This window comes from Comamonas sp. DB36, from assembly GCF_057914905.1.
Window position 1 is genome coordinate 3,026,126 of the sequence record NZ_CP196631.1, and the last position, 14,147, is coordinate 3,040,272.

General features: G+C 62.1%; 22 protein-coding genes. 3 read left to right on the forward strand and 19 right to left on the reverse strand.

Annotation, left to right across the window (positions count from 1 at the left end; translation table 11 throughout):
- Positions 1-82 precede the first annotated feature (82 nt).
- The 12 genes from gp17 to ACSVDO_RS14165 all read right to left on the reverse strand — a co-directional run bounded on the left by gp17 (position 83) and on the right by ACSVDO_RS14165 (position 8,480).
- Positions 83-439: a tail completion protein gp17 gene (gene gp17, locus ACSVDO_RS14110; protein ID WP_489592907.1), complete on the reverse strand. Its 357-nt coding sequence runs from the start codon at positions 437-439 to the stop codon at positions 83-85.
- Positions 429-998, reverse strand: coding sequence for an HK97 gp10 family phage protein (locus ACSVDO_RS14115; protein WP_489592909.1), 570 nt, complete (start codon positions 996-998; stop codon positions 429-431). The genes gp17 and ACSVDO_RS14115 overlap by 11 nt, the downstream gene beginning before the upstream one ends.
- Positions 998-1,321 (reverse strand): phage head closure protein, encoded by a 324-nt coding sequence (locus ACSVDO_RS14120; protein ID WP_489592911.1) that lies wholly within the window; start codon positions 1,319-1,321, stop codon positions 998-1,000. Before ACSVDO_RS14120 ends, ACSVDO_RS14115 begins: the two co-directional genes overlap by 1 nt.
- Position 1,322: 1 nt before the next feature.
- The gene (locus ACSVDO_RS14125; RefSeq protein ID WP_489592913.1) at positions 1,323-1,658 is read right to left on the reverse strand and encodes a head-tail connector protein; all 336 of its coding nucleotides are present in this window, start codon (positions 1,656-1,658) and stop codon (positions 1,323-1,325) included.
- On the reverse strand, positions 1,655-2,074 hold the full coding sequence (locus tag ACSVDO_RS14130) for a hypothetical protein (protein WP_489592915.1): 420 nt from the start codon (positions 2,072-2,074) through the stop codon (positions 1,655-1,657). The genes ACSVDO_RS14125 and ACSVDO_RS14130 overlap by 4 nt, the downstream gene beginning before the upstream one ends.
- Before the next feature lie 49 nt (positions 2,075-2,123).
- The gene (locus tag ACSVDO_RS14135; protein ID WP_489592592.1) at positions 2,124-3,317 is read right to left on the reverse strand and encodes a phage major capsid protein; all 1,194 of its coding nucleotides are present in this window, start codon (positions 3,315-3,317) and stop codon (positions 2,124-2,126) included.
- Positions 3,318-3,326: 9 nt separating this feature from the next.
- Positions 3,327-4,184: a head maturation protease, ClpP-related gene (locus ACSVDO_RS14140; RefSeq protein WP_489592594.1), complete on the reverse strand. Its 858-nt coding sequence runs from the start codon at positions 4,182-4,184 to the stop codon at positions 3,327-3,329.
- A 3-nt stretch (positions 4,185-4,187) separates the two neighbouring features.
- On the reverse strand, positions 4,188-5,483 hold the full coding sequence (locus tag ACSVDO_RS14145) for a phage portal protein (protein ID WP_489592596.1): 1,296 nt from the start codon (positions 5,481-5,483) through the stop codon (positions 4,188-4,190).
- A complete protein-coding gene (locus ACSVDO_RS14150; protein WP_489592917.1) occupies positions 5,480-7,168 on the reverse strand; it encodes a terminase large subunit in 1,689 nt (562 codons plus the stop codon). The genes ACSVDO_RS14145 and ACSVDO_RS14150 overlap by 4 nt, the downstream gene beginning before the upstream one ends.
- Entirely contained in the window at positions 7,165-7,350 is a 186-nt protein-coding gene (locus ACSVDO_RS14155; RefSeq protein ID WP_489592919.1) for a hypothetical protein, read from the reverse strand. The genes ACSVDO_RS14150 and ACSVDO_RS14155 overlap by 4 nt, the downstream gene beginning before the upstream one ends.
- Positions 7,351-7,686: 336 nt before the next feature.
- Complete coding sequence (locus tag ACSVDO_RS14160) at positions 7,687-8,139, reverse strand: hypothetical protein (RefSeq protein ID WP_489592920.1); 453 nt, start codon at positions 8,137-8,139, stop codon at positions 7,687-7,689.
- 23 nt (positions 8,140-8,162) lie between these two features.
- Positions 8,163-8,480 (reverse strand): HNH endonuclease, encoded by a 318-nt coding sequence (locus tag ACSVDO_RS14165; RefSeq protein WP_489592921.1) that lies wholly within the window; start codon positions 8,478-8,480, stop codon positions 8,163-8,165.
- Positions 8,481-8,579: 99 nt separating this feature from the next.
- Between ACSVDO_RS14165 and ACSVDO_RS14170 the strand changes: the two genes are divergently transcribed.
- On the forward strand, positions 8,580-8,936 hold the full coding sequence (locus tag ACSVDO_RS14170; RefSeq protein ID WP_489592922.1) for a hypothetical protein: 357 nt from the start codon (positions 8,580-8,582) through the stop codon (positions 8,934-8,936).
- A gap of 36 nt (positions 8,937-8,972) precedes the next feature.
- Positions 8,973-9,329 carry a hypothetical protein gene (locus ACSVDO_RS14175; RefSeq protein WP_489592924.1) on the forward strand — a complete coding sequence of 119 codons (357 nt, stop codon included), beginning with the start codon at positions 8,973-8,975 and terminating at the stop codon, positions 9,327-9,329.
- 175 nt (positions 9,330-9,504) lie between these two features.
- Here the strand turns inward: ACSVDO_RS14175 and ACSVDO_RS14180 are convergent, their stop codons facing one another.
- From ACSVDO_RS14180 to ACSVDO_RS14210, 7 genes are read right to left on the reverse strand one after another with little or no spacing between them, the layout of a single operon-like run.
- Positions 9,505-9,912: a hypothetical protein gene (locus ACSVDO_RS14180; RefSeq protein WP_489592926.1), complete on the reverse strand. Its 408-nt coding sequence runs from the start codon at positions 9,910-9,912 to the stop codon at positions 9,505-9,507.
- Positions 9,906-10,493, reverse strand: coding sequence for a recombination protein NinG (locus tag ACSVDO_RS14185; RefSeq protein ID WP_489592928.1), 588 nt, complete (start codon positions 10,491-10,493; stop codon positions 9,906-9,908). Before ACSVDO_RS14185 ends, ACSVDO_RS14180 begins: the two co-directional genes overlap by 7 nt.
- Positions 10,490-11,179 (reverse strand): phage antirepressor KilAC domain-containing protein, encoded by a 690-nt coding sequence (locus tag ACSVDO_RS14190; RefSeq protein WP_489592930.1) that lies wholly within the window; start codon positions 11,177-11,179, stop codon positions 10,490-10,492. Before ACSVDO_RS14190 ends, ACSVDO_RS14185 begins: the two co-directional genes overlap by 4 nt.
- Positions 11,179-11,769 carry a deoxynucleotide monophosphate kinase family protein gene (locus ACSVDO_RS14195; protein ID WP_489592931.1) on the reverse strand — a complete coding sequence of 197 codons (591 nt, stop codon included), beginning with the start codon at positions 11,767-11,769 and terminating at the stop codon, positions 11,179-11,181. The genes ACSVDO_RS14190 and ACSVDO_RS14195 overlap by 1 nt, the downstream gene beginning before the upstream one ends.
- On the reverse strand, positions 11,766-12,359 hold the full coding sequence (locus tag ACSVDO_RS14200; RefSeq protein WP_489592932.1) for a hypothetical protein: 594 nt from the start codon (positions 12,357-12,359) through the stop codon (positions 11,766-11,768). The genes ACSVDO_RS14195 and ACSVDO_RS14200 overlap by 4 nt, the downstream gene beginning before the upstream one ends.
- Positions 12,356-13,222, reverse strand: coding sequence for a hypothetical protein (locus ACSVDO_RS14205; RefSeq protein ID WP_489592934.1), 867 nt, complete (start codon positions 13,220-13,222; stop codon positions 12,356-12,358). Before ACSVDO_RS14205 ends, ACSVDO_RS14200 begins: the two co-directional genes overlap by 4 nt.
- A complete protein-coding gene (locus tag ACSVDO_RS14210) occupies positions 13,219-13,698 on the reverse strand; it encodes a phage regulatory CII family protein (RefSeq protein WP_489592936.1) in 480 nt (159 codons plus the stop codon). The genes ACSVDO_RS14205 and ACSVDO_RS14210 overlap by 4 nt, the downstream gene beginning before the upstream one ends.
- Positions 13,699-13,851: 153 nt before the next feature.
- On the opposite strand from ACSVDO_RS14210, the gene ACSVDO_RS14215 reads away from it, so the two are divergent.
- Complete coding sequence (locus tag ACSVDO_RS14215; RefSeq protein ID WP_489592938.1) at positions 13,852-14,055, forward strand: hypothetical protein; 204 nt, start codon at positions 13,852-13,854, stop codon at positions 14,053-14,055.
- The last annotated feature ends 92 nt before the right edge of the window (positions 14,056-14,147 follow it).

Genomic DNA, 14,147 nt, shown 5'->3' on the forward strand with positions numbered 1-14,147 from the left:
TGAAAAAACCCGCCGAAGCGGGTTGGAGATTGCGCCCAAGCGGGCAAGGAAACCGCCAGGGCGGCGGAGATTCGCGGGCGGTCTACCGATCGCCCAAAATGGTGTAGCTCTGCAGGTAGCCCGAAGCTGTGTCGGCGTCGTCGTAGGCCCCGATCGGCTCGGAAAGCGGGCGCGCGATGAGCGCGGGCATTGCCGCGCGCAGCGTGGCCTCAATGGTCTGGATCAGCTGGAATGCCTGCAGTGGTGTCGCGGCCCAGGTGTTGATCTGGATCTGCGCACTCCGCTTGTCGGCAACGGTGTTGTCCAGCCACTCCAGCGGCTCGCCGCCGATGTGCTGCCAAGTGACATAGGGCATGGTGGTGCCGAACGGCGCGGTGCCGATGTGGACACGGGGACAGGAAGTCAGCAGCTTGGCCATCAGGTCGGATTCAAGCGCCATAGTAGGCCCCCTGTTCAAACAATCGGCGCCACAACTCGGCCGCCGCAGCCTTGCTGGCCTCGTTCATGGCCGACGCTGCATTTCGGGTAAACGCCTTTCCCGGCACCTGCTTCGGCGTCGGCAGCGTCACGTAGTAGGCATCCTTCTGGGCCTGGGACGCACCGCGACCCGGGCGCCTGGCTCCATCCATGCCAGGCCGAACCATCGGCCGCACGCGACCCTGGCTGTCCTGGTAGTAGCGGTAGCGCTGCAGGTAGCCGTACTCGACCAGGTGGCCGTGAGGCGCCTTGGTGTGGTTCCAACTCACCTGATACTGCGCTCGCTGCCCATCCACGGAGTTTTCCGGGCTAAAGGCTTGGTAGATGGAGCGATCCAGGTTGCCGGTATGTCGGCCCAAAGCTTGGACATTGAGCTTCACCCGCTCATAGAGCACCTGCACGCCTGCCTGGGCGGCAGGACGAATCGCCTCTTCCGCCCCATCGCCAAGGTCATCCAGATACCCCAGCAGATCGCTGGTGTCCATGCCCATGCTGAAGGTGCTGTCCCCTTTCAAAGCCATCACGTCACCTTTGTGCAGACAAGATCCACATAGTCCCGGGCAGGACCGGGCAGCACGGCCTTGATGTCGTAGACCCCGGCGCCGAACAGCACGCGCATGCCGGCGTCAACGTCAGTGCGGCGCCGGATGCGGATCGACGCTCGGACGATGGAAACATCTGCGTCAGCCTTGATGGCACCCAGACCTGACGGATGCTTCACATCGGCCCAAGCCTTTGCGAGCTCCTCCCAGGCTTCAGAGCCAGGAATCAGCGTGCCCCACTCGTCCTTGGCCTGCGTGTGCCGCTGGATGGTGATGCGGTCTTTCAGGGAGCCGGCCTGCATGTCACACCCCCAGTCCAACGCGGTGCGGGTACAGCAAAGAATGCGCACCCATCGGCAGCTTGTTGGCCGCCGTGGCCACCACATCCTCGCGGTTCGCATAAAGATGACCCAGGATCAGCAGAACGGCGGCGCGTACCGCTGCATTGGCCACCATAGGCATCGCCTCCACCGGCTCAGCGGCGGCTTCCATATCTGCCGGCGTGGCGTACACGCTGCGATTCAGAAAGTCGACCGCTGCAGTTTCGGCAGCTTCGATGTACAGCCCGATAAGCGCATCCTCCGCATCGTCATCGACCCGCAAATGCAGCTTTGCTGTATCCAGGTCGATGAGGCTCACTTTCTGCCTCGCGCGGGCTTAGCCGGCGTGGGCGGCTCGTTTTCCTGGGGCGCGGTAGATTCTGCGTGCGACTCGGGCTGCGAGATTTCAGGGGCATCTGCGACCGCTGCAGGCTCGACGGGAGTCACTTGCGGCGCCAAGACCACTTCGCGCACCTTGGCCTCGTCGGCATCCGTGAACACCGCTCCAAAGTGGTTACGCATCGCGCGCGCCACATAGTCGGGATCGTCGTTGCCACCGGGCAACTGGCGAAGTGCAATATCCAGCGCCGCGCGCGCATCTGCGAAACGCGCGCCATCGGCACCCTCCGGCACAGCGTCGGCTGAGCCAGCATCGATCAACTGCTGACCGCGGCTGCTATCCATGCGAGCCGTTATGCCGGCGCGCGGGTCCGGCTTTTTGAATTTGATGAGCATGAGATTCTCCCGATGGAGATGGGCAGGCCCGCCGAAGCAGGCCCAGCCATCAGGTCACGTTGCCGAAGTCGCCGTAGATGAACGCTTCAGGGCGATACACAGCCAGCGCCAGCCGCTCTTCGGCCAGGATCGTGACCATGTTCTTCACAAAGTCGTCTTCGTTCTCGGTGGCGACTTCGACTCGCGCTTGCCAACGGTCAAAGACCTGAGCACCCATCTTGAAAGCGCCGGTCAGAAACTTGTCCACCGGGATGGCCTGGGTTTCAACCACCGGCAGATTCCAAAGGGTGGCGCCGATGCTGCCTTGCGGATTGCCGATGATGTAGCGGCCCGTCGTGTCCTTGAGCAGTTCGATGCGCGCCCAGTCGACCGGATTCATCACGTGCCCCGTCGCCGGGTACTCGGCCAAGAAGGCCTGCAGCATTGCCAGGCGGATCATGTCGATATTGGTTTCCGTGCCGGCAGGATCGAACGGAGCGGAATAAGCGGTCGCCTGGGGAATGATGCCCAGCAGGTTCTGGCCGGTGCCATCGCCATTGAGCAGCTGCTGCTCTTCCTTGAATGCCAAGCCGTAGCGCAGGCGTCCGTCGATCAGGCTGGCCAGTTGCGAAGCATCGCTCAGGATCTGGCGGGACGCCTTCACGTAGTGCGCAATGACCTTGGCAGTGGTGCTGATCAGGTCGTACTTCAGCGAGGACTCGGGCTTCTTGGCGCCTTCGGCCACCATGCCCGCGTTGTTCGTGAAGCCGGTTTCCTTGACGTACTCGAGCGCATTGCCGTCCATATTGCCGGGAGTGATCAGGTCACGCACGGTCATGCGGCGCTGCGGCATGGAGACGATGCCAGGCACTCGGGTGGTCTGCACCAGATCGCCGGCAGAGCCGTCGGCGTCGGTGGTCAGCGACGTGATGGCCGACTTGACCGTCATGTCCACACGCCCGCGCGGCGTTGTCTTGCCGGCGAAGGCCTTGAACTCTTCGGTGTTCACGAACTGTTGGCCCAGCGACTGGTGCTGCACGTCGCCGCCAGCCCCGTTAGCTTCCAGCTTTGCCAGCACCTGCTCGGCGTTCTTGAGGTTCGCCTGCAGCTCGCCGTGCTTCATGAGCAGGTCATCGACCTTGGCGCGGGTTTCCGTACCGAGTTCGGCGTTCTTGGCCGCCGTCTCGGCGTGGGTCTTGAGCTGATCGCCCACCGTCTTCAGGCTGGCGTTGATCTGCTGGATGTCTTGTTCGATTTGCGGCATGTGATGCTTTCAAAGGATGGAAGTGAGGGATGCGGCCAAGGCCGCGGTCTTGCTGATGTCGGCCAGCGGGCCATGCTCGGCGGGATCTCCCTCGCCGCTGCCAGCGGGATCACCCGCGCTGGACTTGAATTCGCTGATGAGGCGCATTGCCTCGCTCTTGGGCATGCCGCTGTTGCGCAACGCGGCCTCGAGACGGCGCACGGCAGAGGCGCTTGCGTTGGCCGCGCCCTTCCCCACCTGGTCGGAGGCCAGCAGTTCGTCGGCGAAGCCCTGCTCGACCGCGGCGGCGCCGCCAATCCAGGATTCGGAGTCCATGAGCTTGGCAATGGCCTTGGGCTCAAGGCCGGTTCGCACCGCGTAGATGTCGCCCATCGCAGCATCGAAAGGCTCAAGCCAGGCCGCCAGTTCGCGCAGGTCGTTGCGGTTGCCCATGGCCACGACCCACGCGTTGTGGATCATCAGGAAGCCGGCGCGCGCGATCTGCACTGTGTCGCCAGCCATCGCGATGACCGAGCCTGCAGAAGCCGCCAGGCCAAGCACCTTTACGTTTACCTCGCCTTCGTGCTCACGCAGCAGGTTGTAGATGGCGAGGCCCTCGAACATGTCGCCGCCCGGGCTGTTGATGTTCACGGTCACCGGCCCTTTCCCCAGGCTGCGCAGGGCGCCGGCGACCCGCTTGGCTGTTACGCCCTCGCCCGTCCACGGGTCGTAACCGATAGCGTCGTAAATGCTGATCGAACGGTCGTCATCGCGATCCGCTGCCCGAACCTCGGGGCTCCAGCGCTCCATCGCGCGCGGCAGGATTTCGCAGCGCAGGCTAGCGCTCGGCCGACCCATCGGGGCCGCCGGCAAATTCTTCATGCTCATGGTTCAGCCTTTCTGCGGCTCTTCGTTGAATCCCAACAGCGCCCGGAGGGCTGCGCGGGCTTGATTGGTTTGCGAGGCAGAGGCATCCGCCCCCAGCGCATCCAAAGTGGTCATCGCCGACTGCACCGTCAGCACAGCGGCGTTTCCGCCCATCGGCTCCCGGTCTTCCAGCTCGCGAACCTCGTCACGCGTCAAGATGCCGTTGTTGACCATCGCCGCATAGAAGGCGGCGCGGCCAGCGCTGTCAGCGCGCAGCAGTCCCTCGACCGCGAACTTTGCGTAAAAGCGCGTGCGATCGGTCGGCGTCAGCAGATCCTTGTTGATCGCCTGCTCAATCCGGCGCAGCCACGGGGTCAGGGTGAAGGTCAGGAACCCGATCATTTGCTGCTCGATGCCTGTCCCCCAGCTGGTGGACTTCTCCGTGTGCCCCACCATCCAGGGCGGCACGCGGAACCAGCGGCAAATGGACTCGACAGAAAAGCCTCGCGACTCAAGTAGCTGGGCATCGGAAGGCTTGATGCCAACCGAGCCAACATCCGTACCACCCTCCAGAACAGGGGCCTCGCCGCGTTCGACCGAGCCCTGAATCTCTGCCTTGAACATCCGCCGCTGCTCCGGCTTCAGGAAGGCCGCGACCTTGTAATAGACCGTTGGCAACATCCCATTGCGGAACGTCCGCGCCGCTGACCGCTCGGCCGCCATGGCAGCGCCGAAAACCTTGGCCCCGTAAGCAATCACCGAGACACCTGTTTCGCCATCCAGCGTGAAGCCGGGAATCGTCCAGATCCTGGCGGCAGGAATCTGCCGCGGCGTTCCGTCTGGTCGTGGATATTGGTAAATCTTGCGGCCGTTGATGTCTCGCGTGATCACCAGCTTGTTCGGATCCAGGAAAGAGAGGCCCACAAGCTTGTCGCCGATGTAGAGCTTTTCGGCACGGCCATTACCGCGCAGCAGCATTGAAGCTACCAGCGCCTCCCAGAACACCGATGCGGTCGAATCAGCGTTGGGCTGATCGTGGATCACAAAGTGCAGAGGATGCTGGCTGGCCAGGCGCTTTCCTGCCGAAGTGCGCTCATGGATCGAGAGAGGCAACGTCGCTATGGTTTCGGAGATCAGGCGCACGCAGCTCCAAACCGCATCCACCTGCATAACCGCCTTGGGCGTCACATCCACACCGGCCTCGCTGTCCATCTCGCGATCGGTGTAGAGGTCCTTGTCCCGGAGGCTGAAAGACCGCACCCAGCCGTCGATGGCCGCGCGCACGCGGCCCGCAAGGCTCGGTTTCTTTTGTAGTTTCATGCCTTGCCCGTCCGTATTGGGTCGCTGAGCCAGTCGTCCATGCCGCCCGCGGCTTCTGGACTCAGGGCCATAAGCGACACTGAATTCAGCATCGCCATCAGGGGGTCAATCTTTCCGGTGCCAGAGGCCTGCTTGGTGATGTTCACCGCATTGCCTGCTGGCACCACCTTTGCATTTCCAACACAGAAAGCCATGAGCGGCTGCGCGGCGTGGGTCATATCCCCGGCAGCCAGGGCACGCTCAGCGACACTGATCGCGCCGGTGAGCTTCCACCCCTGGGAGATGCCAATAATCAGTTCCTCCGGGATGCCCGCATCCTGAAGCGCCTTTTTCACGACCTTGTGTGTCCGCTCAGGGTCGAGCCCCACCTGCGACAGCAAGCCTGATTCGTAAACTTGCAGCACAAGCTGGGCTAACTGATCAACGTCCTCCGGTATCTCCTTGATGATTACCAGATCGCCCTCCTTTTCGAAGTCGCGATATTGAGACTCCAGCGATTTGCGGCGCTCCAGTCCAATTGGATGCAGCCAAGCTTTATTCCACTGGAGCCAGTGGTTAGAGCCACGAACCCTGCCAGTGACCGAAAAACCCAAAAGATCATCCAGCCCGCCACCGTCCACCCCGGCAGTCACCACCTCGCATTCCTGCAGGATGTACTCGAGAGTCACCTTCTTGTCGCCGTTTCGCTCCCAGAAGTCAGCGCCGGTCCAGCGGTCGCCCGCCATGCTCAGGCCGACTTGCACATTCAAGTGCTTGGCGCGAATGTCGCGAACCGCGTGCTCCCCCGCATCCGCAGCCTCCTGCAGCTTTTGGGCAATCACATCCTCATCAACTGAGATGCCCCAATTGGGGTTCGTGATGTACGCGTTGTCCAGGTCTTCATATGCCTTCTCCTCAAGCATCTTCTTGGGGAATTCATAGATGACGGGCAGAAAGCGCGGGTCGCTCACCTGGCCATCGCGCACCTTTCTGGCATACGCCAGCTTGTCTTTAAATACTCCAGCTGGTGGGTTTTCCGACTGCGTGGTGCAGTAGAAAACAAACCCCTCGGGCCGCGACGTAATGCCGCCAGTGGCTTCGGTAAGCATTGCAGCCGCCTTGGCACTCTTGCCAAATTCATGCAACTCATCCACGAATACGCCGGTAGCCTTTTTACCGGTCACCGTGGCCGAGTCGGCTGCGACGACCTTCAACGTGGCGCGCGAGAGCCGGCACGTCACGGTCTTGAAATACTGCTGCTCCTGAAAGCGGGCCGATAGCTCATCGTCGGCCAAGATCATTTCGCGGATGGGCTTGTAGGCGTTGTCGGCCGCTTCCTTCGTTGGAGCCAGGATAAGGAATTCAGCCCCCGGCCTGGTGTTCAAAATGAGCGCGGTGAGCATCACGCCTGCCGCGATCATGGATTTCCCATTCTTCTTGGAGACCATCAGGAAGTAATTTGTGATCAGCCGGCGTCGGCGCTCCGGGTCATATGCCCCGAACAGCGCTCTCACCAAATCCATCACCCAAGGCAGGCAAGCCTCTTCCATCGTCGGACTGCCGTCGGCATCCATCATCCGTAGAGCGCCAAACACATCCATGGCGTCTGCCGCCACATCCGGGAACAGAGGTGACACAGGAACCAAAGATTCGCGCGCCACAATCCGTCGCTCCCAGTCAGGGCAGCTGGTGGTCCATTTCTTCATTTCACAGCCCTCAAGCCGAAGCGACCTCCGCCAGCCAGCTTGGCGGCATCCGCCTGTTGCTCTTTTTTGCCGCCCTCGCCCTTCTTGGCGTGGGTGTACTGGACTGCAGCGATGGCCGCCCGAACCTGGGTGTTCGAAGCGTCCCTCAAGCCGAGGGCAATTTCTTGCAGCAGCGTCAACATGTCAGTGCCCGCAGGCGCCGGCACCGGGACAGCCTTCTTCCTCTTCAGCGCGCCGCCATGTCCTTGAGGCTCCAGCGCTACTTGCACAGCACCATTTGCTGATTCGCTTGCAGCCTTGGGCTTACGGCCAGCACCGGGGCGAGCGCCGCCAGCATTGGCGCGCGGGCCTCCGCTGCGACCTTTTACGCCTGCCATTTGCTGATTCCTAAATCAAAAAGGGGGGAGATTTTGCGCGCGTGAGGAACAGTGCGGTCTAGGGCCGGAAGGCCTCCAGGGTTTGACCCACCCCCTCCCTTTTGGACGGACTCGACCCGCTGCCGATGCCCCTGGCGCGCGTCAGGAGGGCGCAGGCTCGGCCGCGAAGGCAAGGGCTGCGGAAATGAACTCCCGCCACGCAGCCGCTCCAGAGTCCTGCTGCGGAAACGTGATGGACTCAAGCTGCACATTGCCATCCCACAATCCACATGTCGAAACAGGCGGCTGCACGGACCCCCACCATGCGCCTCGAATGGATGATCCCCAGTCCAGTCGTTCGGCGAAGAACGGCATATTGATCAGAAGCACGTACCAACGATAGCGATCCGGGTCGCCGATGTACTCGAACGTGGAGCCTTCGGAGATTGCAGAACAAACGTCCAAGGCCTTTCGTGCGAGCAATTCGCTCATTTCGGGGTCGTACGTGGTGAAGTTAAAGATGCTGTCAGACAGATAGCAAAGCCTGGTCAGCGTGCCTTCGCAATGCACCGATTCCATTCGGTAGCTGTCTTCGAGAAGTTTGGCGTAGTCCATGGTTTGTCCTTTGCAGATGGACTCTAGCCCAACCGAGCTTCAGCCTTTTGCTTGTCTCTGCTGTGATGGGTGGCGCAAAGGCTTTGCCAGTTGGATCGCTCCCAGAACAGCGCCTGATCGCCGCGGTGCGGGATCTTGTGGTCGACTACCGTGGCCGCTGTCACGCGGTCCTCGGCCTCGCACATCACGCACAGGGGGTGCGAGCGTAAGAAGCCCTCGCGCGCCTTCTGCCACTTGTAGCCATAGCCGCGCTGTGCCGCCGTCTGGTCGCTGGTGCGCCAGCTGCCCGCCTGCATCGTCGGGACCCGGCGGGTATCGAGCATGGGCAGGGTGGTCTTCATAGTGTGTAGTGGTGACATAGTCAGTATTTTTATAATTATTTTGAATAATTTTTTTATTACATCGCTAAAATGCGAGCAACGTAGCCACCGGAGTACCTCATGAGCATCCCGCCCAAACTGCAACCCCTGCCTCAAGCCGATCTCGCGCAACAGCTGAGTGACTTAGCCACCAATCTTGCAAATGATCCAACTGTTGATCGCTTCAGCGTCAAAGTGAACAAAGGCAACGGCATCGCAACAGTTACTGCCACGAACATCAGTGGCCAGACTATTACTCGTCAGATGGTTGGGCCAGGCTTGAGCGTCACGACTGCTCACGCGCCCTCCGATCGAAACGCTCGAGACCAAAACATCCACGCCCTTCGAGCTTTGGGCATGACACAAACTGACATCGGGAATCGACTCGGCGTGTCTCAGTCGACGGTTCAAAAGGTGTTGGCGCCGACAAAAACTTGACCTGCAATCGCAACAACCACTCATCACCGAAGCATCATGACCAAGCAACTCACACCCTCGGGCCTTCAGAAATTTGCACCTTTCAGAGCCCTGTTCCAAGCTATCGATGAAGGCATGAAGAATGCCGATTGCCCTGCCATTGAACCAGGCGACAAGCTCAACGATCCGGCCATCATTCCTACTATTCCGACTCAGGTCCAAGTGAATGTGGACCAGTTGGTGCAGCGAGTCGACGCCTACAGCACAACCCATCACGATCCAAGCTTGAGCGTTCTCCCTCAAGCGAAGGCTGCGATGACGCGGGCTGGCGGCAGTTGCAAACCAATCCGCGATGGGAAATACATCGTTGGTCATGTCATCACAACTCCTGACGGGCACAAACTCGTGGCCTAGCACCTATGCGCGCCCATGGAAATGCCGCTTCCAAATATGGCCGTCCCGGAACTGCCAATGAAACGAAAAAGCCCGCAGGGTGTGAACCTTGCGGGCTTTGGTATCAGCGCAGACGCAAAAAACCCGGCGCAAACCGGGTTCGTTCTGTGCAATTGCTAACGATGGTGCTACGTTATCACACATCCATCGAGTTTGCAAGCCGCTCCATGCGGTTGGCCAGCATCGTGCGGCCTTCTCGGATCAGCTCGGCGAGACGCTCCTTCGACACTGCCGCAGCGCGCGCGGCGCCAAGCGGGTTGCCTTGGAACACGTACACCCAGCGGATAGCGTGGCGGTGCTTCTCAGGCAACGCGGCCACGGCCTTTTCGATGAGGTGCCCGTCCAGCGAGTTCACTGGCGGCGCGTAAGCTGCACCGCGCTCGCGCTCTTCCTTCTCTTTCAGGTGGCGCCACATCGGGTGCGCCGTCCAACTGCGACCGCTGTCGCGCACCCAGCGCCTCCAGTTGTTCAAGCGCTCATGGATGGCGTTGTGCTCGGGCTTCACTTCGTTGAAGTCGATGTAGTCGCGGGTCTTCATCAGCATGTGGCTTCTTTCTTCAGTTCTTTGGTCTTGGTGCGGTAGGTGTCTCGGATGTTGCGCAGGTCGATGGCAGACCACTTCGGCGATGACTTGTCAGCCTCGAGCGCTTCCACTCGGGCCAGGCCGATGCGGGCGACCAGCGCCATGCGGTAATCGACGGCGTTGCCCGCCAGATACTGGTTGTCGTGCTTGGACTGGGCGTGGCAGTTGTCTTCGTTGAAGCGCAGATGCGGCGCGGCGCCCGTGGAACGGTAGTGCCCGGCATCGACTTGGTTGCCCGACCAGTCCAGCTGGCGGCCAGAGCTGATGCAGGCATGGCCCGCCTGACGGTCGCGCTCGCGGATGAAAGCGTTGAAGGCCTGCTGCGCTTCCTTGAGGTAGTCGCTGCGGGTCTTCAGCGCTTCCTTGCGCTTGCGGATGTCAGCCTTCTCGACCTTGGCAGCTTCTCGCATGGCCTTGGCTTTGGCGCGATCAGCCTTCGCGGCCTGGGCGTCGGCGAAAGCGTCGATGCAGCCGGTGTGAATGCGCTGGTTGCTCTCCAACTTGCCCTTGCAGTGCGGGCAACGTGTGCGGCGAAACGTCATGCGGCCGAGCTTTCCAGAGCCAGCTTGTGCTTTGCGAGCTCGCCCGCCGTCCACTGGATGCCCTTGGGTGTGAACTTCACAGCGGTGAAGGCGTGCGCGTTGTGAGTGGACACTCCCGCTCGCACCACGAACCTGCCTGCGTCGATATGGCACTGGTATGGTGTCATGCGACCAGCCAGGCGATACATCACCTTGTGGTCTTGCAGGAACTGGCTGAACTCGGCTTCGTTGACCTTGAGCAGCTTCGCCACCTCACGGAAGCCCTTGGCGCCATCGGCCAGGACGTAGCGGTCTACGAAATCGACCTTGGGGGCTGCCAGCGCCAGCGCAGCCTGCTGCTGCTCCATCTGCTCAGCCTGCTCAGCAGCCAGGCGCAGGGCCTGGGCCATGGTCTGCGGAACGGCCGGCGCCAGCTGGGCCTCAAGCTCCTGCCAGCGGTCGACCACCTTGGCCGTGAACTCGGGCGACAGGCGGGCCACCACCACCAGGGTGTCGCGCTTGCCCAGCAAGTACCGCGACTCGCGCACGCCATTGCCACCAGGCATCCCAGCCTCAATTTGAGGATTGGATATCAGGCCAGCATCGTGCAGGTCGGCAATCGTGCGCTTCACGTTGTCGTGACGCTTGTCGGTCAGGTCCGCAATCTCGCGGCTGCTCATCGTCGCTGTGGCAAGGGTCATGTGCATCACAGGCCCTCCAGCTTCATGTGCAGGTCTTCGAGCGTCCCATCATTCAGGATCACGCGGTCCGGGTTGAACTGGCTGCCATCGTTGTCGCTGGCGTGCCCTGTCGCGCCGGCCGTGACTCCCGGGCGGACGACCTGCCAGATATCACCGCCGAGCTGGCGCACCATGGCTACTTCATTATTGAAGCGGCAATCGGTGATGACCAGCATCGAGTCGAGGGAGACGGGGGGCATCGCGCGAAGGGTGGCCTTGACGAAATAGTGCGGGTCTTGCGCGCGGCGGTAGTCACCCCACCATTGCAGGATCTGGCGGGGGCTACGGGGCTTGCCGGAGTCCCTGTCGTCGCAGAGAACGCCCCTGCCCTCCAGGTACGCCTCGAATGCACCACCGTCCAAGGTGTCGCAGAGGCGGAGCACGGACTGGGGCCTCTCTTTATTGCCCCGGTCCTTGAGCCAGTCCACAGGAACGCCGAAAGCCGCCGCCACCTCGGCATACAGCGCATCGGCAAACGCCAGCTTGCGCGCGGGCAGCATGTCCGCAACCGTGTCTTTGCCAGCGCCAGCAGCGCCACACAGTGCTATCAATTTCATTCCAAGCCTCCCGCTTCTTGAACCGAGGTATTGCTGACGTTCTGCGCCGGCACTCGGCCAGGCACTTTGCCCAGCGCGGCGCGTGCATGCTCCAGCACGCCACGGGTGATCAGCCGGTCACCAGCCTGGGCGCGGGCCAGGATCTTCCGGGCCCAGTCGCAGCCATCGTGCCGAGCCTCGATCGTCACCGCGATGGGTTGGAGCACGGGCGCGGCCAGACGCGGCAACCCCTGCTCTTGCGCGAAGTCCTGACGCGGTGTCGCCGCCTCGCAGACTGCCTCGAGCTCGCCCAGGTTGAACGGGAACTTCGGGTTGTCCTTGACCAGGCGGCGCGCAGCAAGCTCCACCACATCGCCGGCAAAGCGGCTGAGGGCCGAGTCCCACACCAGCATTGCGGCGCGCGTCCCGAGGTCTTCGCCGTCAGTGTTGACCTTGCCCGTCGCGAACTTCCCCGCGAACTGGTTGCCGTAGGCGCCATGCAGCATCACGAACAGCTTGCGCACCAGCGGCGAGGCAATGCGGGGGCCGGGCTGCTGCTGCGTGGCCTGCTCGGTTGCGCGTGCTGCCAGGGTTGCGATATTGCGCATCACAGGTTCACTCCCTCGAAGATGGCGGCATGGGCGCCGGCATGCTTGTTCTGGCCGCCCTGCTGCGCGCCGTGGTAAGCGGCCCTCGGCAGGTTGGCGCGGCGAATCCAGTTGCGCCAGGTGGCCTCCCAGTCGGCCTTACGCCCGTCCTTGCCCGTCGCGGCGTGCCAGTGGTCGGCGAACATCTCGGCTTGGCGGCGGATTTCCTCCGCGCTCATCTCCGGGCGCTCGGCAATGGCCCACTGACCCCAGCGATTTGGCAGCTTCCAGTCGGCATGCAGCCGTGTGCCGGTGGTCGAGGTACGGCCCTTTGGTTCGGGCTGGGCTGGCGAAGCCGAAGGCGCAGCAGCAGCGTGACGCGAACCAACAACTTCTAGTTCTTCTACTGTCTCTTCTTTATCTATATCTATATCTGTATCTGTACGCGTGACATTCGTACCCGTCACGCGTGACATATCCGTGATTGGTACGGAATCATCCGTGACAGGGTTGCTGGCGGCGGCTTTTGCCTCTCGCAGCGCCTTGGCCCGCTCACGCTGACGCAGCTTGCGTTCTGCGGCTGTGGGGTCCACATCGCTGCGCATCTGCAGCGTGGCCCACTTCGTCGGCTGCAGCGTGTCTTGGTGGATCAGGCCCACTTCGGCAAGACGGCGTGCCACCTCCTCCAGGCTGCGCACGTCCAGGCCCAGCTTCACGGCAACCTTGCGCATCAGCATGGAAGGCGCATCACCCTTGTCCAGCAGGCCCTCGCCCTTCAGGCAAAGCAGCGCGATGAAGTGCCAGCGGTCTTCAAACGCCAGCAGCTTGAGCTTGTCGTCGTCAACGGTGCGCGTGTACAAGCGCAGCCAGGGCAGTTGCTTGCTCATTGCGGGCTCCTTGCGTTGTCGGCAGCGTGCTCAGCCTCAAGGGCGGCATACACCTCCTGCAAAGCCGTCACGGTGTGGCCAATCTCGCGCATGACCTCGGCGCGGTCGTTGTCGCTGACGTTGCCGTCCGCCTTGGACTTGGTGACGGCCAGCAGCACATCGGCGACTTCATGGACCGCCGTGGCCGTGGCGCGGGTCAAGCAACGCGCGCCACCACCCACAGGAGAGGCTGGCAGCGCCAGCATGCCCGCGTGAAACGAAAACACAGTGCCCAGGGCGTGCGCGTCAGGGCTGCCAGCCTCGCGGCACATGGTCGCGATTTCTTCAGCATCTGCCAGGCCCATCTTGTGGTGCGCAGACGAGCCGCTCAGCTCCTTGCGCAGCACTTCGTCGGACTTGTTCAAGCGCACAGCCAAGGCGGGACGGCCACCGGGGTAGCCAGCGACCATGCGGCGCAAAGCATCAAGGGAGTTCATGTCCGGTCTCCTGAGAAAAGGACGTTGCGGGCAACGCCGCGGAAAACGAAACTCGTCGCATGAAAACCAAAACAACGAGAGGAAAAGGTGCCCGCCGCACCCTGGGCTATGCTGGGAGTTCTCACACAACCCAAAGCCTCAAGGAGGGCGGACATGAAACAGGAACTGATCGGACCGACTGCATCGCTAGCGGCTGCGCTTCTCTCGAAAGTGCAGAACCAGCACGAGGAGTTCACGCCGGGCATCGTCGCGAGCGCGTTCGAGGATGCGTACTTCATGCTTCTAGCGGGCATGGAGCGGGTGGACAAGGAGATCCATCTGCGGGAGAAGCTGAAGGACGCGCCGCGGCAGCTGTAGCAGCACGCTCCTCGTCAAATGCCTCGCCGCGGCGACGCTTCAAGTTCGCGCAGAACTGGGAGCTTCGGTACTCGCGGCGTCTCTTCATCCGC